We start from the raw sequence: 22616 nt of genomic DNA on the forward strand, positions 1-22616 counted from the left end.
GCCTCCATCAGCCACAACGGCAAGGTCCAGGGCGGCGGAGCGGACAACTCCGGCCACTGACCGTCCTCAAGGCAAACACCAGGGGCCGGGCCGCGAATTTCGCGGCCCGGCCCCTGGTGTTTGCGGATAATGCCTATTTTCCGCCGAGGAAGATCGGGTTGGTCAGTGCGGCCATGGGGCCAAGCAGCAGCGTCGTGCCCATGTTGGTGCCGTTGCTGGCACTGCCGTCTGCCATGGGGTGGCGCACTTCGGCCCTGACATAGGCGGAGAGCTGCGCGGTGGTGAGCCAGGTATGGGTTCCTTGGCCCGATGCCGGCAGGGTGACCTGCTGGGTCTGCCCTTCGTCGGTGATGATCCGGATAACGCCATTCGGGACGCCGGTGACATCGATGCTGACCGTCACCGGTGAGTCGGCCTTGACGTCCAGCCGCTCCCCGACCCCTGCCTTCCGCCCGGCGGCGGACACGGTGAAGTCCAGGGAGATGGCGGCGGACTCGGCGATCCAGCTGCGCCCGTTGCGGATGCCCTCCAGGACAGCGTCATGGGAGAGCGCTGCGGCGTTGACCACATTGTGCGGAAGGCCGATGACCTGGGGTTCGCTGTGCGCGTCGCTGTTGCCCATGGCCGGGACCCAGCGGCCGCCGGTGCGGACGGAGTGGGCCAGCATGGAATCCCACGTGTTGATGGCGTACTCGTCATCGGCGGTCCACGGACCCGTCCACACTTCGACGGCGTCCGCGTCGTCATAGCCGAACTTCCAGCGGCAGGCGACGTACGGGCAGTAAGGGTGCGCCGGCACCACCAGGCCGCCGGAGGCATGGATGTGCTGTGCCTCCTGTTCGAAGCCCTTGTCCCGGGCCCGGTAGCGCCAGTCGATCCAGTCTCCGGGTTCGATCCCCAGGGCCAGGTAGTGTCCGTTGCGGGTGGTGACTTCCTCACCGGTGAGGATGAGCAGGTCGTCACCGGCCAAGGGGCCCCAGACGCCATGGGAAGCGGGGGTGTTGTGGTCGGTGCTGATCATGAAGTCGAGCTTCGCTGCGCGTGCGCCGGCCGCAACCTCGGCGGGGGTGCGCTTGCCGTCCGAGTAGATGGTGTGCAGGTGCGCGTCACCCCGGTACCAGGCCGCGCCCCGGCCGGTGGCCTGCTTTGGCGGGTACTGCGGACGGAAAGCCGCTCCGTCCGCACCGTATTCGAGCGTGACGTTGACGGTGTAGTCCATTCCCTGCTCGGCCACCTGGTAGGGGCCCAAGGCGATGTTCCAGGTGCCTTTGCCGACCGGTCCCGGAAGGTAGCCGGGGGTGGCTTCGGCCGCGCTGATGAAGAACTCCGTCCGGAAACCGCCCGACCAGCCACGGAACCCCTTGCCGGCAAGGTCGGTGCCCTTTTCGTCAAAGACGCCGATGTCGCAGGCGTTGGACAGCAGCCCGGGGGCGACCGTGGGCTTGCTGTAACTGTAGGACACGCTGATCTTGTTGACCCCGGCCGGGACCTGCACCGGGAGGTACACAAAGTCGGCGGCACCCGGATCCAGGTGCCCGGTGATGGTCTGGGTCTTGCTGGTGCCCGCATCCGCGGCCGCGAATGACATGGGGGCCAGCGATACGGCAGCGCCGGCCAGCGCTGCCGCCAGGAATCCGCGGCGGGAAGGGGACAGGGAAATACTTTCGCCCTCGTGGGCTTTGCATGGTGAACTCACCAAGAGAGCCTTGCGACAGCGGGTGAACCGGGGCCGACGGTCCGGCCAACCACGCCTGAACCGGAGGGGTTATTTGGGAGCTTCCTCGCAGATCTCCGGGCCCCCGTGCCCGTGGCACGGATCAGGCGGCGGCTTTGACCAGCTCTTCGCTCTTCTCCCACAGCCCGCGGGCCAGGTCGGCGTCGTACGCCTGGCGGTTGGCTTTAGCCAAGGCCCGCTTGGCGTAGTAAGCGCCGGAAATCCAGTCGGTGCCTGCCGTCCCGTTAATGAGCCACAGCATGGTGTCGGCACCCTGGTCCGGGCTGAGCATGAAGCGGTTGGCCACGCTCTTGTACAAATGCCGGAACGGGCTGTTGGAACCCGCCGCGAAGTTGGTGCGGACCACGCCCGGGTGGAAGGCCGCCGTCGTGATCCCCAGGTCGTGGAAGCGGCGGTGGAGCTCGGACGTGAAAAGGATGTTGGCGAGCTTGCCAGTGCCGTAGGCGCGGAAGGTGCGGTATCCGTGCTCGGCGTTGAGGTCGAACAGGTCCACCTTGCCGGAGAAGTTGGCGGCGCTGGCGGTGTTGATGATCTTCGCTTGGCTGGCGGCCAGCGTGTCCATCAGGGAGGTGGTGAGCAGGAACGGCGCCAGGTGGTTGACCTGGAATGTCAGCTCGTTGCCGTCCACGGTGAGCGTGCGCTTTCCCATCATGCCCCCGGCGTTGTTGGCCAGGACGTCGATGTGCGGGTAGGTGGAGCGCAGGGTGTCGGCGAGGACACGGACCTGGGCCAGGTCGGCGAAGTCGGCGAGGTGGTGGTCTGCGCCGATTTCTGCGGCCAGGGCGCGGGTCTTCTCCGCAGACCGGCCGACGACGACCACCCGCTCCCCTGCCTTGGCCAGCGTCCTGGCGGCTGCCGCGCCGATGCCGTCGCTGGCGCCGGTGATCACGATGGTGCGAGGAGTCAAGGGGTGTCCTTCGGTCGGCGGGCGGCGCACCGGGAGGGCACACCAAGGGAAACAACGACGGCGGGGCGCCAGGTGTTCCCCTGACGGCTGGTGAGGTGATTTCCCGGACTGCCTGGACGCCGATGGCCCGGCCGAGGCTTTCGCTTCGGCCGGGCCATCGCCGCTGTTGCTGTTAGTCGACTACCCGCACCTGGCCCGTCATGCCCATGAAGTCATGAAGTGCGCAGATGTACTTGAACGTGCCTGCCGTCGTGAAGGTCACCGAGAACTCCCCGCCCGGCGGAATGATGCCGGAGTTGAGGTCGCCACCGGTGAAGTTGGACGGCGTTCCCGACGGTGCGAAGATGTTCGCCGGTTCGGTGCCGAAGGTGACCGTGTGGGGTGCTCCCATGCCGGTATTGGCGAACACCACTGTTTCGCCGACATGTACCGTCACGCTGGGCCGGACGAAGCGCATGACCATTGCCACGCCGTCGTCACCGCCTGCCAGGACCCTGTGGTTGCTGGCTTGCTGGGCCAGCGACGCGTCAAGCTGGTGCCCGTCCCGGAGGATGGCCCTCGCCTGGGCCCATGATGCCTTGTTGTAGTCCGCCTGGCTGTAGGGATAATCCGTGCCCTGCTCCCGGACGTGGACCGTCCCCTTCATCATCTCGCCGTGGACCAGGCAGTAGTAGGTGAAGTCGCCCTCCTGCGGGAAGGTCAGGCTGTAGCTCGTCGTGACAGGGAACCCCGGCACCTCCACGTTCGAAAGGAGGCCCGAGTTGTAGTACGAGTGCCCGTCGTAGCTGTCCCCTCCGCGCTTGAGCAGTTCATCCTCGTTGAACGGATTGAACGGCTGCAGCGACTGGCCGGCCGCCAGGAATGTCACCGTGTGGATCTCGGCGGCGTTTGCCGCCCAGTTGATGGTGTCATGCTCATTGATGAAGATCTCCGAAGGGAGGAAGGACATCCCCTGGATTTCCTGGTCGCGGGACTCGGAGCCCACTTGGACCTGCCAGGTCCGATGGCCCCAGCCGTCGGCCGATGCCGGACCGGCAGCGGCCAGTGAGGCCAGCAGCGCAACGGCGAAGGCGACAATAAATGCGAGTTTGTTGAATCTTGTGGTGTTTCCCCGGTTTTGCTTCATGGCAACGCTCTCTTGAACGGTATTCGGCCGAAAGGCCGATGCAGCGGTGGCCGGTTCAACTCAACCCACGGGCCAAACAGGCCACTGATTTCGGAGTAAAGGGTGCCGGACGCCCGGGCTGGGGAGCCCGGGCCCCGGTTCCGGCGTAAGAATACGCCGGACATGCACCACCCCAACTGGTGTCGCAGAGGTTGAATATTGGTTGTCCACGCGCCGCCGCCATGGCTTGCCACGCGGCGGAGGCCCGCACCTTTTAGATTGCTCCTTCAGCCGAACTTTGTCGAGAAGGGAAACCTGCGGCGGATGGGGGTTCCAGCAGGGACTCCCACCGCTGCCGCATGAGCTGGTTGGGTTGTAGGCGTGGCAGTCCCCAAGGAAGACAACGAGTTGCAGACCGAAACATCCGCAGGGCAAGCAGCGGAACCGGACGCCGGGCCGGCGGCTGCCCGCGTCCCGGGGCGCCCCGCGAGGATCCCCCGCGCGGGGCTTCTTGTGCTGTCCGCGGCAGGCTTCACCGCGGTCACCACCGAGCTGCTGCCCTCGGGCCTCTTGCCGGAAATCAGCCGTGACCTTGGCGTCCAGGAATCAGCCGTGGGCGCACTGACAGCGGTTTACGCTGCCGTCATCGTGTTCACGGCGCTCCCCCTCTCGCGGCTGCTCGCCGGTCGCATCCCCCGGAAGACGCTGCTGATCGCCACCATCCTGGCGTTTGGCCTGAGCAACGTGCTGCTCGCGGCCAGCCCCACCCTGCCGCTGGCCATTGCTGCCAGGCTGCTTGGCGGCGTGGCCCACGGGCTCCTCTGGTCCAGCATGGCGCCCTATGTGGCAAGAATCGTGCCGGCGCATTCCGTAGGCAAGGCCATGGCCATCGTGTTCAGCGGCAACAGCATCGCCCTGGCGATCGGTGCGCCGCTGGGCACCACGATGGGTGCCGTGCTGTCCTGGCGCAGCTCATTCCTGGCCCTGGCCGGAGTTGCGGCCCTCCTCGCATTGCTCGCCATGTACCTGCTGCCGGCGGTCACGGATTCCGGGCGGGAAGCACGGCCGTCGCTGCGTGCGGCCCTTGCCGTGCGCGGGGTGGTTGCCGTTGCCGTCGCGTGGCCGCTCCTGGTCCTGGCGCACTTCACGCTGTTCACCTACATCGCGCCGTTCCTGCTGGCCTCCGGGCTGCCGGCCGGCGCGGTCAGCATTTCGCTGTCCGTCATCGGAGTGGCCAGCCTGGTGGGAATCTGGATCGCGGGCATCACTGCCGATTCCTTGCCACGGCGGTCCCTTCTCATCACGGTGGCCGGACTGCTGGCGGTCTTCGGCCTGCTTCCGCTGCTGGGCGCCACCTGGCCCGGGGCCATGGTCCTGCTGTCACTGTGGGGAATAGCGTTTGGCGCCATAGGCATCTACAACCAGGCAGCAATCCTCCGCGCGGGAGACGAGCACCGGGACGCCGCCAACAGCGTCACGGTTGTCACCATCCAGCTTGGCATCGCCGTCGGCGCCTCCTACGGCGGCCTGGCGTTCACGACCCTCGGTGCCGCCCTGGTGCCGTACGCCGCCGCCATCCCGGTGGCTGCGGCCCTGGCCATCATTGCAGCGAGCCGCAAGGGCGGCTACCCGGCAGGTACACGGGAATCATCGCGTCGCAGGCCGGCACCGTAAGCCGCGTGGCCCGGCGCCGGCCTCGGCGGCAACCAATTCTTGAAAAGCGTGGACATTGATGGCGATGGCGGCGTGGTCCATGCTGAACTTGTTCCCCGCAGCATTCGTCGGCCGCAAGCCTGACAGGAGCCAGCCATGAAGTTCACCACCATCCTCCAGCTGGACGGCGCCACCGCCACCGGAATCCGCGTCCCCGACGACGTGGTCGCCGCCCTCGGCGGAGGCAAGCGTTCCCCCGTCCAGGTCACGATCAACGGTGTTGAGTACCCGAGCACGGTGGCCACCCTGAAGGGCGAGCCCAAGGTCCCGGTGAGCTCGGAGATCCGCAAGCTCGCCGGCATCAAGGCCGGCGACGAGGTCACGGTGGAGCTCGTCCCGGACGACAAGCCGCGATCGGTGGATGTTCCTGGGGACCTGGCTGCCGCCCTCGCTGCGGATACAGCCGCGGCGGAACGCTTCCAGTCCCTCTCCTACAGCAACCAGCGGCGCCATGTGCTCGCGGTGACCGGCGCGCGCACCGAGGAAACGCGTTCCCGCAGGATTGCCGCGGTCCTCGCCGAACTCGGATAACCTACCGCAGCCCCGGACTGCACGGCCGGCCTGGCGGACCCGCCGGCCCGCGCGGCCCTGCGGCCAGGCCGGCATGGGTGACCAGAAGGCACAGGGAGTTCGCACAGCCGGGTTAACAAAAAGCAGGGCTTGCCGGTGACGGCAAGCCCTGCTTGGAAACCTAACGGTCCCGGAACCCTAGGAAATTAGAGAGCCTGGATGTTGGTGGCCTGGGGACCCTTGGGGCCCTGCTCGGTGTCGAAGGAAACCTTCTGGTTCTCTTCGAGGGAGCGGAAGCCGTTGGAGTTGATCGCGGAGTAGTGCGCGAAAACATCCTGCGAGGAGTCGTCCGGGGAGATGAAGCCGAAGCCCTTTTCAGCGTTAAACCATTTGACGGTACCAGTAGCCATTATTTTTGTCCTTCGTGAAGGTGGAGGGAAAATCCCGACTTTCGGGCCCTCCGGTGTGGGGTGTTCAAAAACCGCTACTTCAGAAGAACACGGACTTTCGACCGCGCGTACTGCCTGAACTACCAACTGCATAAACACAACAACAGGTTCAACACTACAGGAGATTCGGCCCACGCCTAATTAAGCAGGGGCCACCGCCGTGCGCCGTCATCCGGCACCGGACTGTTGCCGGAATGTCCCGGAGAGTTGGGCCGGCCGGAACGGAGGGCAGCCGCCCCTCGCCCACTGTTCCAAACAGGCATATCCTGCATCCATATCAGCTGACAACCACGCTGCCACCGGGAGGTCACGCCATGGAAATGCCCAAAGCGACGGAGGAAGAAAAGGAACGCTTCCGGCGCCTTGTGCCGGACCATCCGGGCGTGGTGGTGAAGCCGATGTTCGGCAACCTCGGCGCGTTCGTCAACGGCAACATGTTCGCGGGCTTGTTCGGTTCCACCATCGGGCTGAAGCTCTCCCGGGAGGACAAAGAACTGTTGGAGTCCTCCGAGCGGACAGTGCCGTTCGGGCCCGCGGAGCGGCCCATGGGCGGCTACACCGGGCTGCCTGACGTCTGGAACGAAGAGGGCGACGGCGACAACACCCGGGCGCGTGCCTGGGCCGGGAAAGCCCTGGACTACGTGGCCACCCTGCCGCCCAAGGAACCCAAAATCCGGGCGCCCCGGACCGGCGGCCGCGGGACAGCGGCGCGGTAGCCGTGTCCGCCTCCGCAGTTCCCCGGCGGGACACCAACACCCTGGTGGTGGGTGCGGGCCAGGCGGGCCTGGCCACCAGCTACTGGCTGGCGCAGCGCGGCGTGGAACATCGCATCCTGGAGCAGCGGCCCGCCCTCGGCGGTGCCTGGCAGGACCGGTGGGATTCCTTCTACCTGAACACGCCGAACTTCTCCGTCGCCCTGCCGGGGTCCCCCTATGCAGGGCCTGACCCGGACGGGTTCCTGACCAAGGAAGCCACCATCGGGTTCTTCCGCGGCTATGCCAGGGACATCCAGGCCCCGGTGGAACTGGACACCGGGGTTACCCGGATCACCCCGACGGAAGAGGGCTTCACCGTCCTCACGGGCCAAGGCACCTGGACAGCCCGGAATGTGGTGCTCGCCAGCGGCGCGTTCCAGCGCCCCCGGATCCCTGCCGCCGCCGTCGGCATCTCCCCGGACGTCCTGCAACTGCACAGCCACGACTACCGCAACCCGGATCAACTGCCGCCCGGGGCGGTCCTGGTGGTGGGAACGGGGCAGTCCGGCGGGCAGATCACCGAGGACCTGCTCGACGCCGGCCGGACCGTGCACCTGTCCGTGTCGTCCTGCCCGGAGGCCCCGCGCCGTTACCGCGGCCAGGACATCTTCCACTGGATCCGGGAGGTGAACGTCCATGGCCCCGACTACGGCATCAACGCGCTGCTGGTGGACCAGCTGCCTTCCCCCGCCGGGCGGTTCCTGTGCAACCCGCTGTTGTCCGGCACCGGGGGCGGGCACAGCGTCCGGCTGCGCGCACTGGGCCGGCGCGGGGTCCGGCTGCACGGCCGGTTCGAGGGGGTCGACGACGGCGTCCCCGTCTTCACCGACGACCTCGCCCAGCGCCTGGCCGCCGCGGAGGCGGGGTTCAGCCAGCGGTTCAAGAAGCTCTTTGACGCCTATATCGACGCCGCGGGGATCGACGCCCCCGAGGCCGAGCCGGCGGAACCGGACAGCTGGCAGCCCGACGGGCCCGGTTCCCGGCTGGACCTCCGGGAAGAAGGAGTCACCTCCATCATCTGGTCCACCGGGTATGGGCTGGACTTCAGCATGCTGGACCTTCCGCTCCTGGACGAGTGGAACTACCCGCGCCACAGCAAAGGCGTGACGGAGCACCCGGGCCTGTACGCCGTCGGGCTTCCCTGGCTCACCCGGCATATTTCGGCCACCTTGGTGGGGGTGGGCCCCGACGCCGAGTACGTGACTGAACACCTGGCAGCGCGGGGCTGACCGGCACCCAACGGAGGTCAAGTTGTGAAACCGTTCCGCGTGATCCTGCTTCCCGGAAGCGTCCTCCCCGCCGGCCCGGCCTATGACGGCCTGCTGGAAGCCCTCGGCCCGGACGCGGACGCGATCGCCAAGGACCTCGAACTGTATGCCGGCGACGCCCCGCCACCGGGTTGGACCCTGGACACGGAAGCGGACGGGGTGCTGGGCGAGGCCGACGCCCGCGGCTGGGACACCTTCCACCTGGTGGGCTATTCCGGCGGCGGCGCGGCGTCCTTGGCGCTCACAGCCTCCCATCCCGGCCGGGTCCGCAGCCTGGCCCTGCTGGAGCCGGCTTGGGCAGGCAACTGGGATTGGAGCCCGGCGCACACCGAGTTGTGGAAACGCTATGGCGAGCTCAGCAACTTGCCGCAGGACGAGTTCCTGCCAGCCTTCATGAAGCTCCAGGTAAAGCCCGACGCCGTCCTGCCGCCTCCGCCGCCAGGCCCGCCACCGCCCTGGATGGCCAAGCGGCCGGCCGGAATCGGCGCCTTCCTGCACGAGTTCGGCACCTATGACCTGGACCGGGGCAGCCTGGCCGCCTTCGCGAAACCGGTGCTGTTCGTGCTGGGCGGCATGAGCAGCCCGGACGAGCAGGGCGACAATGCGGAGAGGCTGTCCCGGGTCTTCCGCGATTACCGGCTGGAAGTGTTTCCCGGGCGCCATCACTTCGACCCGCCGCACCGGGCGGAACCCGGGCGGGTCGCCGGGCTGCTCCTCGCCCACTGGGGGCGGGCCGAAAATGCCGGTTGAGCCTTACCCTGCCGAAGGCCCGGGCCTGTGCGCCTTCTGCCGTCCGTCGCGGTGGGCGAGGTAGGCGTAGACCATCAAGGCGAGCCCTGCCAGGATCATGACCGCCGGGAACGCGAAGTCCAACGGGATGAGCACCGCCGCGGACTGGAGGATGAAGATTGCGCCCATGGCGGCCAGAATGCCGGCCGGGACCAGCGGCCACTTCATCCGCTCCGCCTGATTGCCGGCAGGGCCGCCTTCATGGACCGGAACCAGGGACAGCACCCCAAACGTGGCCGCCAGGCCGAGGAACAGCACGGCGGCGGTGGGGGTGCCCTGCATCGCCTGCGGCAGGGCCACGATGGCCGCCAGGGTGAACATGACTCCGGATGGAATGAGGGCCCACCAGTTGGCGCGCTCCCGCAGGTACACGGCGGCGAAGCCGGCCCCCATGAAGAGGAACAGGAACGCCGCGCCCCAGGCACCGTCCGTCAGTTGGGTCGCGACGATGACGGCCGCCAGCCCAAGGAAGACCGAACCCGGGATGGCGGCCCACCAGTTTTCCCGGCGCCGGACGAACAGGGAGGCGAACAGGACCCCCACCGCCGCGAATATCAGTGGTGCCACAAAGGCCCCGCTGTCCGTGACGCCGAGCCGGTCCAGCAGCAACAGCCCACCCAGCGCGATCAGGACGATGCCTGCGATGATGCTCGCGTTTGTCGATTTCACGGTACGCCTCCCGGGTACGGCAGGCGGCCGGGATCCGCTCTGCCTAATTCAGGCTAGGGCGGCCGTCCAAGGCGGAACAGGGCACAAAGCCCCCGCCTCCCGCCCTGTTGATCCGCGCAAAAGCTGGCTACGGACTTTGGACCCTGCCAGCCGGGGAAGGTGCTGCGGGATGATTGTTTGAGGTTCCTTCCACAAGGGGCGGCTGAGTCAAACCGGCGGCCGGGAAGGGCCACGAGCCGACGAGAGCATTCAGATGGAAACACCCGCAGCACCCCGGGATGTGTTCCGGCCCCCCGCGTCCGCGCGGATCTTCATCCTCAACGACCACGAACCCGTGCGGAGGAGCCTCCGGGACCTGCTCGAAAATGATGGCTTCGCGGTTGCCGGTGAGAGCGGTTCGGCCGCAGAGGCACGCCGCCTCATCCCCGGCCTGAGCCCGGACCTGGCGGTCTTGGACGACAGGCTGCCGGACGGTACCGGGATAGAGGTCTGCCGGGACCTCCGGGCCACAGCCCCGGCGGTGAAATCCCTGATCCTGACCAGCTGGGACGAACAGCATGCGGCGCGTGCCACGGTTCTGGCAGGCGCCTCCGGGTACCTCCTCAAACAGGTAAGGGACCACACGGAACTGCTGAACCGCATCCGCCGCGCCGCCGCCGGGGACACCTTGTTCACCTCCGAGATCAGGGACCGGGTGGCCGAAAGCCTCTACGCCGCGTCGTCTGCCTCGTGGTTGAAGAGCCTCACTGATATGGAACGGAAGATCCTCGCCTTCATGGCGCGGGGGTTGACGAACCGGCAGATCGGGCAGGAGATGCGGCTGCCTGAGGACGCCGTGATCGTCAGCGTGTCCTCTGTCCTGCAGAAACTGGGTTTCCGGCGCCGGGACCCGCTGATCCCGTTTCCCATCCCGCGGGCCTGGGACGTGGTGTCCTGACGGCCCGGACGCGGACACCCTCACATAGTTGTGGGGACCGTCCAGGTCACCCTCGTCCCCTCGCCGGGAGTGCTGTCGATAACGCAACTTCCGCCCAGGCGGGCTGCACGGATTTTCATGTTCTCCAGTCCGCTGACCCGTCCGGGATTTTCGAAGCCCCGCCCATGGTCGCGCACGGTCAGGACAACCTCGCTGTCCAGGGCGGCCAGCACCACATGGATATCCTCCGATCCCGAATGCCGCACCGCGTTGCTGACGCTTTCGGTCAGCACCGGAAGCAGCTGCTCGGCGATGTCGTCGCCCACCAGGTCAACGGGTCCGGAAAGTTGGACCCTCGGCAGGAACCCTGCGGCATTGGCAGCCTCCAGGACGGCGCGGAGGACGCGGCCGCTCAGGAGCTCCCGGTCAGGTTGCCGGGCCTGGAGCGAATAGATGGTGTCACGGAGCTGGTGGATGCAGTCGTCCAGCTCGGCGGTGATGCCCGCAATCCGGCGTTCATGGGCATCCGGGTCGGAGGTGTAGCGGCGCAGGCTTTGGATGCTGAGTCCGGCAGCGAACAGCCGCTGGATGACGAGGTCATGCAGGTCCGCCGCAATCCGCTCCCGGTCGATGAACAGTGCGTGTTCTTCCCGCAGCTGGTTCGCTTTGAGGAGTTCAAGCGTCAGCCCTATCCGTGAGGCGAACACCGCGCTCTGTTCAACGTCCAGGTCCGTATAACCTGCTCCGCCGGCTGAACGGGCCAGGATCAGCACGCTGTCGCGCTCGCCATCCGTGTCGCTGCCCAGGGCGGCCACCAGGACCGGACCAAGTTTTTCCCCCGACGCCGGCTCAAACACCTGGCGGGGATCGGTCAGGGTCTTGGACTGCCGCGACGCAAGAACCTCGGCAACCACGGGTGATGCGGGCAGTTCCTGCCCGGCTGGTACCGACTGGACGCCCATGGAGGTCCGGCACCGCAGGGTCCCGTCATCGGCAACAGACGCAACCAGGGACAAGGCCGAGGCCGAGGCGTGCATTGCCGCCTCGGCGATCATTTCCAAATTCTCCGTATCGGACCGCGGGTTGGCCTTCAGCCGGTCGCTGACTTCCATCCCTGCCTCCAGCCAGCGCTGGCGGCTGCTGCTGTCCTCGTACAGGCGCGCGTTCTGGATCGCCACGCCCGCGGCCGAGGCGAGGGCAACGGCCAGGTCCTCGTCCTCTGCGGTGAAGTCCTGGCCGTCGATTTTCTCGGTCAGGTAGAGGTTTCCGAAGACGGTGTCCCGGACGCGCACCGGAACGCCAAGGAAGGTCTTCATGGGCGGGTGGTTGGCAGGGAAGCCGACGGCCATCGGGTGCTCGCCCAGGTCATGGAGCCGCAAGGGCTTGGGTTCGCGGATCAGCTGCCCAAGAACGCCGTGGCCGGTGGGGAGGTCACCAATGACGCGGATGCCGTCGTCGTCAATGCCGACGGTGATGAAGTGGCTGAGCTGCTGGTCGTCGCCGATGACGCCCAAGGCGCCGTAGCGCGCTCCCACGAGTTCGCAGGCGGATTGCACCACCCGGTCCAGGACCGCTTCAAGGCTGAGGTCTTCCGCGAGGGACACCACCGCGCCGAGCAGGCCCTCCACATGCTCCTGGGTCCGCACCAGCTCGTCTGCCCGGTCCACGAACTCGCGGAGGAGTTCGCGGGTCCGCCGCCTGATAGGTTCACGCCACACGATAAGACACCTCGGTCGGTTGACCAGCATGATCCACGGCGGGCTTCATCGCCCTGAATCCGGGTAAGACAGTCCAAGACCCTCTCCCTGCCATGCTAACCCCCGGACCGCCGCACCGGACCCTGGCCAGGGGAAATTGGTTGGACCCGGCGCCGGCGCCCGCCGGGAGGCCGGATTGCTGCCGGGCCGGCCGTGATCCGGGGGACCTTGACGGGGATGCTGAATCGGAAGGCGCGGCGGGCGATGTGGTGGGTATCCGCCCGGCGCCGGACCGGGACAGTGGGCACCTGCTGGGCGGCGCGGGCGAAGAACCATGCCTTGGCGATCTCCACCAGCACCAGGTACAGGACGATCATGCCCAGCAGCGCAAGGAAGAACGGGACGGGCAGGGGGTCGAACCCGAGCACGCCCTGCAGCGGCGATAGGGGCAGGAGGATGCCCAGCACCACCACGCCAAGGGACGCCGTGATCAGCCCGGCGGATGGCCGGCTCCGCACGAACGGCACGCGCCGGGTGCGGATGGCGAAGATGATCAGGGTCTGGGTGGCGATCGACTCGATGAACCAGCCGGCCCTGAACTCCCCCGGTACGGCATCGAATACGAACAGCATCAGGGCAAACGTGGCGAAGTCGAACAGCGAACTGATGGGCCCGAAGAGGAACATGAACCGGCGGATGAAGGCGATGTTCCAGTGCGAGGGGGCGCGGAGCTGTTCCTTGTCCACACGGTCGCCCGGGATGGCCAGCTGGCCGCTGTCATACAGCAGGTTGTTGAGCAGGATCTGGCCGGGGAGCATGGGCAGGAAGCTCAGCACCACGGACGCAACGGCGGCGCTGAACATGTTGCCAAAGTTGCTGGAGGTGCCCATCAGGACATATTTGATGGTGTTAGCGAAGATCCGCCGGCCCTCCATCACCCCTTCGGCCAGGACGCCGAGGTCCTTGTCCAGGAGGACGACGTCGGCCGCGTCTTTGGCGACGTCCGTGGCACTGTCCACGGAGATGCCGATGTCCGCCTTGTGCAGGGCGAGCGCGTCGTTGACGCCGTCGCCCATAAATCCGACGGACCCGCCGCTTTGGCGCAGCAAGGCGATGATGCGGGCTTTTTGCTCGGGCGATACCCGGGCGAAGATGGTGGCCGTGCGGGCGGAGGCGGCAAGGTCGGCGTCGGACAGGGCGTCAATGTCCGCCCCGGTGAGGGTGCCGCCGGAGATGACGTCCAGGTCGGCGCAGACCTTCTCGGCCACCTTGGCGTTGTCACCCGTGGCGATCTTGACCGAGATGCCCAGTTCCTCCAGCCGGTCCAGCGATTGCCGGGCATTGGCCTTGGGCCGGTCCAGGAACACCAGGAAGCCTGCCAGGGTGAGGCCACGTTCATCGGCCGCGGTCAGCGTGCCCTGCCCGTCGGCCTGGCGGGTGGCGACGGCCACGACCCTGGAGCCGGCGTCGAACTGTTCATCCAGCAGGGCCTGCACGGCAGGGGCGACCGGACCGCACAGGGCCAGGACGTCCTCGGGGGCGCCCTTGGTGACCAGTTGCGGCGGCCCGCCGGCGTCCCGCACCAGCACGGTGGTGCGGCGGCGCTGGTGGTCGAAGCCGATCATGTCCAGCCGCTCGTAACGGGCGGGGTCGAACCCGGAGGCGCCCGGGCTGTCCCAGAGGGCGGCGTCCAGCGGGTTTTGCCCGGCGGAGGTGAGCTTCGCCTCGGTGTAGTCCGCCTCGGTAGCCAGCAGGCCCAGGGTGAGCAGGGCGTCGCCGGGCAACTCCGCCGTGGCCGGAAGGGCGGCCGTAAAGCTGATTTTCCCTTCGGTGAGGGTGCCGGTCTTGTCCGTGACCAGGATGTCCATGTCCCCCAGGTCCTCGATGCACACCAGGCGCTTGACCAGGACCTTCCGCTTCGCGAGCTGGCGGGTGCCGGTGGCCAGGGACGTGCTGACGACGGCCGGGAGCAGCTGCGGCGTGATGCCCACCGCGATGGCCAGGGAGAACAGCAGCGATTCGATCAGCGGGCGCTGCAGCAGCAGGTTGGCGATGAAGATGAGCGTGGTGAGTCCGATGGCCACCTGGAGCAGCAGGAAGGAGAACCGTTTGAGGCCCAGCTGGAATTCGGTTTGCGGCTGCCGTTCGCCCAGGCCCAGGGCGATCCGGCCGAATTCGGCACGGCCGCCGGTGGCCACCACCACGCCGGTGCAGTTGCCGGACTGGATGACGGTGCCCATGAACGCGCAGGAGGAGAGGTCCGCCAGGGCCGCGCCGGCCTGCACGGCGGCGGGGTCCTTGGCGGCGGGCAGGGACTCCCCCGTCAGGATGCTTTCGTCGCAGAGGAGGTTGCCGGTGGCCAGGAGGCGGATGTCCGCCGGGATGATGCCCCCCAGGGAGAGATGGACGACGTCACCGGGCACCAGTGCGGTGACGTCCACTTCCGTGGTTGCTCCGTCGCGGAGCACCACGGCACGGTGGGTGACGCGGTCGTGCAGGGCCTCGGACGCGCGCTCAGCCCGGAACTCGTTGGTGAATCCGAGTCCCACGCTGACCAGGAGGATCACGCCGATGACGATCGAGTTGGTGGCGTCCCCCAGGAAGAGGGACAGCCCGGCGGTGATGAGCAGGAGGATCAGGATGGGGCTGGCGAACTGGCGGCCCAGCACGGCCCAGCCGTTGGCCCGGTGGGTGCGGACGGCGTTGGGCCCGATCTCCGCCTGGCGCCGTTCAGCTTCCTCGCCGGTGAGCCCGCCCGGACCGGACCCGAGCCGTGCGAGCGCCTGGTCCGCAGTCAGGCCGGCTGCCTCGGTAATGGGCAGCAGGAGGGATGTCCGTTCCTGCACATTCAGCTCTGGCATGTAGGTCCGTTCGCACACTTAAGGAGTGGATGGATCCAAGAGTACGACGCCGGACCGACAGTGGCGCTGCACCTGCTCCCTTGCCTTCAGGCAGTGGGCCCGACAGCGCTACTTGAGGCTGAGGACCTCATCGATGGGACGGCCGTTGACGAACACCTGCGCGCTGGTGGCACCGGAGGCGGCCATGGCGGTGTACTCCAGTTGGGCCTTCGCCCGCGGGATATCGCACACGCCGCCCAGCATGAACTGCCCGGTCAGCCAGATGGTGATGGTGCTGCCGTCGAGCTCACCGGCAACATAGGTAAGGCTCGACTGGTACAGCACGTTGATCAGCCCGGACATCCCCACGTCACGGTTCTTGTTCGCGAGCAGGGTCCCGACGCTGGGGCCCACCTGGTCGGTGAAGCGGACGGGGCCGGTGGTGGTGGCCACCAGGCTGTCCCCGCAGCCGATCTTGGGACCGGATACGCCGTTGTCGCCCACGGCCACGTAGTAGATGGTCAGCGGGCCCACCTGCTCCGGGAGGCCGGTTGGGCCCGGTTCCTGCGTAGCCGTCGGGCTGGCAGGGGCGGACGACGGCGGCGCGGCAGCGGTAGTGCCCGGCGCGGGTGCCGTCGTGGCGGGCGTTGTGGTGGGGGCCGTGGAGGTTGGCGCGGCGGAAGGGCTTGCCGTGGCACTTGAGGTGGGGGCCGTCGTCGTACTTGGTGCCGCGGAACTGGTGCTGGGGGACGGGGCCGGCGGGCCAAAGCACCCTGTCAGCACGATCGCGGCGCTTAGCCCCAAAACACTGAGAACCGAAAGCCCGGCCTTGGCCATGATGCCCCCTACTGACGCGGCTCCCGCAGGCGCAGGATCCACTTTTGACGGTACTCCCGGGGGTTACTCCAGAACAGGGACTAAAGTCCGGCGGGATGTCGGCCCCGGCGCCGTACGTACCGGGAACGACGGCGGGCGGCCGGCGTGGGTGCCGGCCACCCGCCGTCGTCAATTGCTTCAGGGGTCAGGCGTTGCTTCAGGGGTCAGAGGCAAACGGGCTGGAACGCCGGGTCGGCGGGGCCGGACGGTTGGCCCAGGGCGTTGCCCACGAGCTGGTGGACCACGGGATCATTGGGCGTTTGGTCGTGTTCGATGACGTCCGCGGGGCACTTGTCCTGGATGGTGATGTTGGTGACCTGCCGCGCCGAACCGCTGAGGTACTGGCTGTTGTACGGGATGACCACCTCGTCGTGGGTGGTGGAGATGACCGTGTAGGCAGGACCGGCCACGGTATCGCCGATGGAGTTGAGCTCCTGCATGAACGGCGAGCCTGCCTGCTGGTCGGCGCAGGCGGCGCAGCCGGCGGCCGTGTAGTCAGGCGTAGGAACCAGGTCCGGCGGCGGGAGGATCACGCCTTTAGTGCCGTGGTTGGACGGGGCGATGCCGACGAGCTGGTGGACGTACTTGGCGCCGCCGAGGAAGCCCATGTAGTAACGGGGCATCATGCCGCCCTGGCTGTGGCCCACCAGGTCCACCTGCTTGGCGCCGGTGGCAGAGCGGACAGAGTCCACGAACGGGGCGAGTTCCTTGGCGGAATCCTTGACCGGAGCGGTGGCGTAAACACCGTTGGTGGCGCCGTAGTTGAGGGCGAAGACGCAGTAGCCCTGGCTCTTGAGGTAGGGCGACATGGTGGACCAGTTCTTCTCCATGCTCTCGAACGTGCCGGGAACAAGGATGACCGGATAGGGATGCTCTGCAGATGGCTTGCACGTCCAGTCGTTGGCGCCCGGCGGGGAGACATCAACGGCCTGGGCTGGGACTGCCACCAGGGAGGAGGCAAGTACAGCGGCTGCTGCAACGGACAGGGCCCGGGTTAGGAATGACATGGAAACCTCTTTGTTCGTCTGTCTGCGGGGCGCCGGGCCTCATGGTTTTGGGGGACCCATGAGCACCGGCTGAGGTTTTCCATGCTTGCAGCGATGCCTTCCCGGCACAGCGGATCTGCACGGATGTGCGGCCAAAATCCCGTCCCAGCCTAGCCGCGGACCACGCCGGATGTGACCCACAGCACAGGTATTGTTACTGGTGAGTAGATATTTTTGGCCCGCCCGCGGCGTGGACGGGCTCCCAGGGGCGTTTGCACGAATGTGCAGTTTGCGGCTCGCGCCGAGATCGCCGGAGCGGTGTCCGGGTCGCCGGAGCGGTCCGGCGGGCTCGCAGCGTTCCGGCGGGCTCGCAGCGTTCCGGCGATTTCGAGGGCTGGCGGAATACGGGCGGGCTGAATCGGGCCGGGCGAAATCAGAGTCAGGCCAGCAGCCAGCGCTTCCAGCGTGGCTGCTCGGGTGGCGGCGCCGGTTCCGGCTCCTCGCCCAAGGCCATCGCGGCCTGGACGAGATCGTCAGCGGTGAGCGTCATGACGGCCTCCCGGTCGAGGGCGTCGAGGCTCTGTTCCTCGTCCAAGGAGAGCCGCAGCGCCTGGCGGTTGAGCGCCTGCTCGAATAGCGTGCGGGCGAACCGTGCGTTGCCGGAGTCTTCACCGGCGTGGAGCCCGGTGAAGATGCGGCGCAGCATCTGGTCCGCTTCCGGCTCCAGGATGTACTCGTGCTGGGCCAGCATCTGGCTGAAGATGGCCAGGAGTGCGTCCACGGAGTAGTCCGGGAACGTGATCTCGCGGGCGAACCGGGAGCGGAGTCCGGGGTTGGAGAGCAGGAAGGCCTCCATCAGCCGCGGGTACCCGGCCACGATCACCACCAGGCGATGGCGGTGGTCCTCCATGCGTTTAAGCAGGACCTCGATGGCTTCCGGGCCGAAGTCCATCCGGCCGTCCTCCGGGGCCAGCGCATAGGCCTCGTCGATGAACAGGACGCCGTCCAGCGCACGCCGGATCACCCGGTCGGTCTTGATCGCGGTCTGGCCGACGTACTGCCCCACCAGGCTCGAACGGTCCACCTCAACGAGGTGGCCCTTCTGCAGCAGGCCCACCGCCCGGTACATCTCGGCCAGGAGCCTGGCCACGGTGGTTTTGCCCGTGCCGGGGTTTCCGAGGAACACCAGGTGCTGTGAGGTGGCCACTTCCGGCAGGCCGTGCGCCTTGCGCCGCGCCTGGACCTGGAGCAGTGCGACCAGGGCCCGCACCTGTTCCTTGACGGTTTCCAGTCCCACCAGCGCGTCGAGCTCGGCCTGCAGCTCGGAGAGCGGCCGCGCCGGCCCGGGCCTGGCACCCATGAGGTCGCCGACGAGATCGTCGACGCGTTCCGAACCAGGCAGCTTGAGTTGATCGGCGAGGTGGCCGATGGTTTCACGCAGGTCGTCAAGCGGATTGCGGCTGAGAGCCATGGCTCCACTGTAGACCTTGCTCCCCGCGCGCGTCGGCCCGGCGCCACCAGTTCCAGGGCTGAAACCGCCGGAAAGGTGCCGGCTCGCCGTCCCTTTCCGGCGTCCCGGCACCCTTCCGGCGATTTGGCGGCGAGTCGAAGGGTGGCAGGGCGCTTTTCAGAGGGAGGCGCCGCCGCAGATCACGTAGTTCTGGCCGGTGATGGACTTGCCGTGCGGACCCAGGAGGAACGCGGCCAGGGCGGCGACGTCCTCCGGGTCCACCAGCGCGCCGAGGGCCGGCAGCTTCACCGGGGTGGCGGCGCGGCCGGGGTCATTCAGCATCGGAGTGTCGGTGGGTCCCGGGGAGAGCACATTGACGGTGATCCCCCGCGGTGCCAGCTCCTGCGCCCACGTCCGTCCCAGCCCCATCAGCGCGGCCTTCGTCGCGGCGTAGTGGCTCTTGCCCGGCATCCCCGTGGAGGTGCGGCTGCCCAGCAGGACGATCCGGCCGCCGTCGGGCATGGACGGCACCAGTTCGTTCGCCAGAACGGACGCGGCCGCCACGTGGACGGTGAACATCCCCGCCAACGCGGCCGGGTCAAGGGAGCCGATATGGGCGGTCCGCTGGAACCCGGCGGCGTGCACCAGGGCATCAGCCGGTTCCAGCCCGGCCAGGACATCCGGCAACGATTCGGGATCCGAGAGATCGGCCTGGAGCCACGCGAACTTCCCGACCAGCGAAGACTCGGTCCGGCTCAGCCCAGTCACGGCCCACCCGTCATCCAGCAGCTTCGCGGCAATCGCCTTGCCGATCCCCGAGCTGGTGCCAGTGACCACCGCGTGCTGGGTCATGCGTCCCCGCCCGGCGTGGTGGTGCCCTGGTACGCCCACTGCGGGTCGACCCGGACGAACTTGATGGCCTGCCGGAAGTACGTGTACGCGATGTTCAGTGCACCGTCCGGGCCCTGGTGGATGGACGGGTAGGAGTATTCGCGGTTGAGTCCGTCGCGGGAGTTGTTGGACAGGCAGTATCCGTCCCCCACATCCAGATTTCTACGGATCGGCCACGACCGGCCGGAGTCCTCGGAGATGGCCAGGGTCATCGGCGAGCGCGGCGTCCCCCAGAAGGCGCGCTTCACGCCGTCGTCCTCGGGGAAAGCTGAGGCGTCCGGCTCGGCCACCTGCCCCTGTTCCCCGGCCAGGCCGTCGTCGTCGATTTCGTCGTAGAGGGACAGGCGCCGTTCGGTGCCCTCCCCCGCCCGGCTGTGGTTGTATACCAGGGCCAGGCGGCCGTCCGCGAGCGCGGTGAACTGGATGGACGAGTTGTTGTTGGGCAGCTCGGTGGGGACCGGCTCGCTCCAGGTGGTGCCGTCGTCCGTGGAGCGGGATTCGTAGATGGCGTCGGCCCAGCGGCTGCGGAACAGGGCCAGCAGGGAGCCGTCGGCCACGGGCTGGATGTTCATGTGGACGCAGCCCAGGCTGCCGGGAAGCACGTGCTCGCTCCAGGTGGCGCCGGCGTCGTCGGAGATCATCACGGCGCTGTCGTCGCTGTTGCCCACCCACTTTTCGCCAGGGGTGGTGATGCAGCGGAAGATCGGGATGATCAGCCGGCCGGACGGGAGCACCACGGGCAGTTGGCGGACGAAGACGCCGCCGGTTTCGTTCGCGGCAAACAACGTCTCCACGTCGCCCCAGGTGCGGCCGCTGTCCAGGGAAATACGACGGCGGACCTCGGCGGTGTCCTGGTTGCCCGCCTTCTGCGCGGTGTACAGGAGCCAGAGGGCTTTGTCCGGCGCAACGAACAGGATGGGGTTTTGCTCGGACCGGGTGGAGTCATTCGAAAGCTGGACGGCGTCGCACCACTGGCTGCTGCCGGGCTCCAGGGTGGAGAACCAGATGGAGATGTCCGGCACGCCTTCCTGGGTGCCGCCAAACCACACACAGCCTAAACGGCCGTCGGGAAGGGTGAGCAGGTTGGCCGCATGGCTCTGCACGGTGGGGGCGGGCAGGTAGGCGAAGTCGGCGCCGTCGGCCGTCTTGACCGCCCCGTCCGGGGTGATGGTGCTGTACGCGTCGGTGGTGGTGTTGGGCATAGGAATCAGTCCTCTTTGGTTCCGGCAGCGGAAGTTGCAGCGTCGAGGTGGGACTTGGCGATCTGTTCCAGGTGCGTCAGGTCCGAGGCCACGGTGGTGAACGTGTAGCCCTGCCGCAGCCGCTGGTTGGCCACTGTGCCGGCGGCCGTGTGGATGCCGGCGGCGATCCCCGCGGAGGCCGCTGCCTCGGCGATGGTCTCCAGGGCGGCGTTGAATTCGGTCTCGACGGCGGGGTCCCCGGGGAATGCCCCACCCACCGCGATCGCGAGGTCGGACGGGCCCACGTAGATGCCGTCCAGGCCCGGGGTGGCGCAGATTTCCTTGACGTTGGCCAGGCCCTCAGGGGTTTCGATCATGGCGAAGACCAGGGTGGTGGCGTTGGCCTCGGCCGGGACGGGGCCGATGCGCAAGGCCGAACGCATGGGGCCGTAGGAGCGGCCGCCCAGCGGCGGGTACTTCGCTGCCGCCACAGCCGCGGCGGCGTCTTCGGCGTTGTTGATGAGCGGAACGATGACCCCCACGGCGCCGGCGTCCAGTGCCTTGCCGATGGCGGTGAAGTCGTTGGCCTCCACCCGGACCATGCCGACGGCGGTGTGCCCGGCGTCGATGGCCATCAGCCCGTTGAGCACGCCGGAGTAGCCCAGCAGGCCGTGCTGCGCGTCCAGGGCCACGTAGTCGTAGCCGAGCCGGCCGATGCGTTCGGTGGCCACGGGCGCGTCCAGCACCGCCCAATAGCCCACCGCCTGCTCACGGGCGCGGATCTTGCGGGCGAATTCGAGGGCCAGTTCGGAGGTCATCAGAGTCCTTCAGTCAGTTCGGTTCAGTCAGTGCGAAAAGTCAGGAAAGCGTCAGCGGTTGTAGGCGGGCATCGGGCCGCGCAGAGAGCTGCCCACGGCGTCGCAGGCTTCCACGACGTCGGCCGGCAGCGGCCCGTTGGCCACGGCGGCGATGTTGGCGCGCAGCTGCTCCACCTTGGACCCGCCCAGCAGCATGGACCCGACGCCGGAGCGGTAGGCGAGCCAGCGCAGCGACAGTTCCGCGAGGGTCACGTCCGCGTCGACGGCGATCCGGGACAGCTCACCGATCGCGTCGAACAGCTGCTTGTCCCAGTACCGCTGCGTGTACATGGCGGCGAGCTTGGAGTCGCCGTAGCGGCCCTCGGTGGGCTTAGCCTCAAAGCTGTGCTTGCCGGTGAGCAGGCCGCCGCCCAGCGGGTTGTAGACCATGGTGTGCACGTTGTGGGTGGCCGCGAACTCGAGGTATTCCTCCTCCAACCGGCGGGCCACCACGTTGTAGAGCTGCTGCGCCACGACGGGCTGCGGCGCCCCCACTTCACGCGCCGTGTGGATCACGTCGGCGATCTGCCAGGCGGCGAAGTTGGAAACACCCAGCGCGCCGATCTTCCCCTCGGCCACCAGCTCAGCAACCGTGGCCAAAGTGTCAGAGAGGGGCGTGGCCCGGTCCGGCTGGTGCAGGTAGAACAGGTCGATGCTGTCCACACCCAGGCGGCGCAGGCTGCCCTCGACGCTGGCCCGGAGCCCCTCAGGAGACAGCGGCGTATTGGAGCCGTGGTCCGCGTGCGGCATGCCGGCCTTGGAAGCCAGGATGACGCCGTCGCGCTTTCCCTTCAGGAGGCGCGCGAGCATCTCCTCGGTGACCCCGCCCACGTAGGCGTTGGCGGTGTCGATGGTGGTGATGCCGGCGTCGAGCGCCTCGGACACCATCCGGCCGGCGGTGGCCTCGTCAACGGTGTCGCCGAACGTCATGGTTCCCAGGACCAGCCGGGAGATGGGGAGTTTCAGGCCGTCCACCTGGGCGCCTTCGGGCTGCGTGCTCATGCGTTGATTCCTCGTGGTTG

Annotated in this window: 20 protein-coding genes; 6 read left to right on the plus strand and 14 right to left on the minus strand. The window is 67.8% G+C overall.

Annotated elements, in window-relative coordinates:
• Positions 1-133: 133 nt before the first annotated feature.
• The 3 genes from QRM95_RS20310 to QRM95_RS20320 form a co-directional block, all read right to left on the minus strand.
• Positions 134-1696 (minus strand): CehA/McbA family metallohydrolase, encoded by a 1563-nt coding sequence (locus QRM95_RS20310; RefSeq protein WP_285249227.1) that lies wholly within the window; start codon positions 1694-1696, stop codon positions 134-136.
• A 121-nt stretch (positions 1697-1817) separates the two neighbouring features.
• Positions 1818-2642, minus strand: a complete 825-nt coding sequence (locus QRM95_RS20315) for an SDR family NAD(P)-dependent oxidoreductase (RefSeq protein ID WP_285249228.1) — start codon at positions 2640-2642, stop codon at positions 1818-1820.
• 172 nt (positions 2643-2814) lie between these two features.
• On the minus strand, positions 2815-3768 hold the full coding sequence (locus tag QRM95_RS20320; protein ID WP_285249229.1) for a plastocyanin/azurin family copper-binding protein: 954 nt from the start codon (positions 3766-3768) through the stop codon (positions 2815-2817).
• A gap of 471 nt (positions 3769-4239) precedes the next feature.
• Here QRM95_RS20320 and QRM95_RS20325 point away from each other — a divergent pair, with 471 nt between their 5' ends.
• Together QRM95_RS20325 and QRM95_RS20330 are read left to right on the plus strand one after the other, a co-directional pair.
• On the plus strand, positions 4240-5421 hold the full coding sequence (locus tag QRM95_RS20325) for an MFS transporter (protein WP_285249324.1): 1182 nt from the start codon (positions 4240-4242) through the stop codon (positions 5419-5421).
• Between the two features lie 135 nt (positions 5422-5556).
• The gene (locus tag QRM95_RS20330; RefSeq protein WP_285249230.1) at positions 5557-5991 is read left to right on the plus strand and encodes a YdeI/OmpD-associated family protein; all 435 of its coding nucleotides are present in this window, start codon (positions 5557-5559) and stop codon (positions 5989-5991) included.
• Between the two features lie 185 nt (positions 5992-6176).
• Here QRM95_RS20330 and QRM95_RS20335 read toward each other — a convergent pair whose 3' ends face one another.
• Complete coding sequence (locus tag QRM95_RS20335) at positions 6177-6380, minus strand: cold-shock protein (RefSeq protein ID WP_009372930.1); 204 nt, start codon at positions 6378-6380, stop codon at positions 6177-6179.
• A 353-nt stretch (positions 6381-6733) separates the two neighbouring features.
• Between QRM95_RS20335 and QRM95_RS20340 the strand changes: the two genes are divergently transcribed.
• Genes QRM95_RS20340 through QRM95_RS20350 form a run of 3 tightly spaced genes read left to right on the plus strand, consistent with a single transcriptional unit; the run spans position 6734 to position 9192 of the window.
• Positions 6734-7135 (plus strand): TfoX/Sxy family protein, encoded by a 402-nt coding sequence (locus QRM95_RS20340; protein WP_285249231.1) that lies wholly within the window; start codon positions 6734-6736, stop codon positions 7133-7135.
• A 2-nt stretch (positions 7136-7137) separates the two neighbouring features.
• The gene (locus QRM95_RS20345) at positions 7138-8403 is read left to right on the plus strand and encodes a flavin-containing monooxygenase (RefSeq protein ID WP_285249232.1); all 1266 of its coding nucleotides are present in this window, start codon (positions 7138-7140) and stop codon (positions 8401-8403) included.
• A 24-nt stretch (positions 8404-8427) separates the two neighbouring features.
• Complete coding sequence (locus tag QRM95_RS20350) at positions 8428-9192, plus strand: alpha/beta fold hydrolase (RefSeq protein ID WP_285249233.1); 765 nt, start codon at positions 8428-8430, stop codon at positions 9190-9192.
• 3 nt (positions 9193-9195) lie between these two features.
• Here the strand turns inward: QRM95_RS20350 and QRM95_RS20355 are convergent, their stop codons facing one another.
• Positions 9196-9900, minus strand: a complete 705-nt coding sequence (locus QRM95_RS20355) for a hypothetical protein (RefSeq protein ID WP_285249234.1) — start codon at positions 9898-9900, stop codon at positions 9196-9198.
• Between the two features lie 253 nt (positions 9901-10153).
• On the opposite strand from QRM95_RS20355, the gene QRM95_RS20360 reads away from it, so the two are divergent.
• Positions 10154-10837, plus strand: a complete 684-nt coding sequence (locus tag QRM95_RS20360; protein WP_285249235.1) for a response regulator — start codon at positions 10154-10156, stop codon at positions 10835-10837.
• A gap of 20 nt (positions 10838-10857) precedes the next feature.
• On the opposite strand, the gene QRM95_RS20365 is transcribed toward QRM95_RS20360, so the two are convergent.
• The 9 genes from QRM95_RS20365 to QRM95_RS20405 form a co-directional block, all read right to left on the minus strand.
• A complete protein-coding gene (locus QRM95_RS20365; protein ID WP_285249236.1) occupies positions 10858-12534 on the minus strand; it encodes a GAF domain-containing sensor histidine kinase in 1677 nt (558 codons plus the stop codon).
• A gap of 95 nt (positions 12535-12629) precedes the next feature.
• Positions 12630-15374, minus strand: coding sequence for a magnesium-translocating P-type ATPase (gene mgtA / locus QRM95_RS20370; protein ID WP_285249237.1), 2745 nt, complete (start codon positions 15372-15374; stop codon positions 12630-12632).
• A gap of 108 nt (positions 15375-15482) precedes the next feature.
• On the minus strand, positions 15483-16190 hold the full coding sequence (locus tag QRM95_RS20375; RefSeq protein WP_285249238.1) for a hypothetical protein: 708 nt from the start codon (positions 16188-16190) through the stop codon (positions 15483-15485).
• A gap of 203 nt (positions 16191-16393) precedes the next feature.
• A complete protein-coding gene (locus QRM95_RS20380; protein WP_285249239.1) occupies positions 16394-17236 on the minus strand; it encodes an esterase/lipase family protein in 843 nt (280 codons plus the stop codon).
• Between the two features lie 418 nt (positions 17237-17654).
• Positions 17655-18686: an AAA family ATPase gene (locus QRM95_RS20385; protein ID WP_285249240.1), complete on the minus strand. Its 1032-nt coding sequence runs from the start codon at positions 18684-18686 to the stop codon at positions 17655-17657.
• A 156-nt stretch (positions 18687-18842) separates the two neighbouring features.
• The gene (locus tag QRM95_RS20390; RefSeq protein ID WP_285249241.1) at positions 18843-19517 is read right to left on the minus strand and encodes an SDR family NAD(P)-dependent oxidoreductase; all 675 of its coding nucleotides are present in this window, start codon (positions 19515-19517) and stop codon (positions 18843-18845) included.
• Positions 19514-20758, minus strand: a complete 1245-nt coding sequence (locus tag QRM95_RS20395; protein ID WP_285249242.1) for a sialidase family protein — start codon at positions 20756-20758, stop codon at positions 19514-19516. The genes QRM95_RS20390 and QRM95_RS20395 overlap by 4 nt, the downstream gene beginning before the upstream one ends.
• Positions 20759-20763: 5 nt before the next feature.
• A complete protein-coding gene (locus QRM95_RS20400; protein WP_285249243.1) occupies positions 20764-21555 on the minus strand; it encodes an HpcH/HpaI aldolase family protein in 792 nt (263 codons plus the stop codon).
• A gap of 51 nt (positions 21556-21606) precedes the next feature.
• Entirely contained in the window at positions 21607-22596 is a 990-nt protein-coding gene (locus QRM95_RS20405) for an aldo/keto reductase (protein WP_285249244.1), read from the minus strand.
• Positions 22597-22616 lie beyond the last annotated feature (20 nt).

The sequence above is a fragment of the Pseudarthrobacter sp. efr-133-R2A-89 genome (genome assembly GCF_030209315.1).
GTDB lineage: Bacteria > Actinomycetota > Actinomycetes > Actinomycetales > Micrococcaceae > Arthrobacter.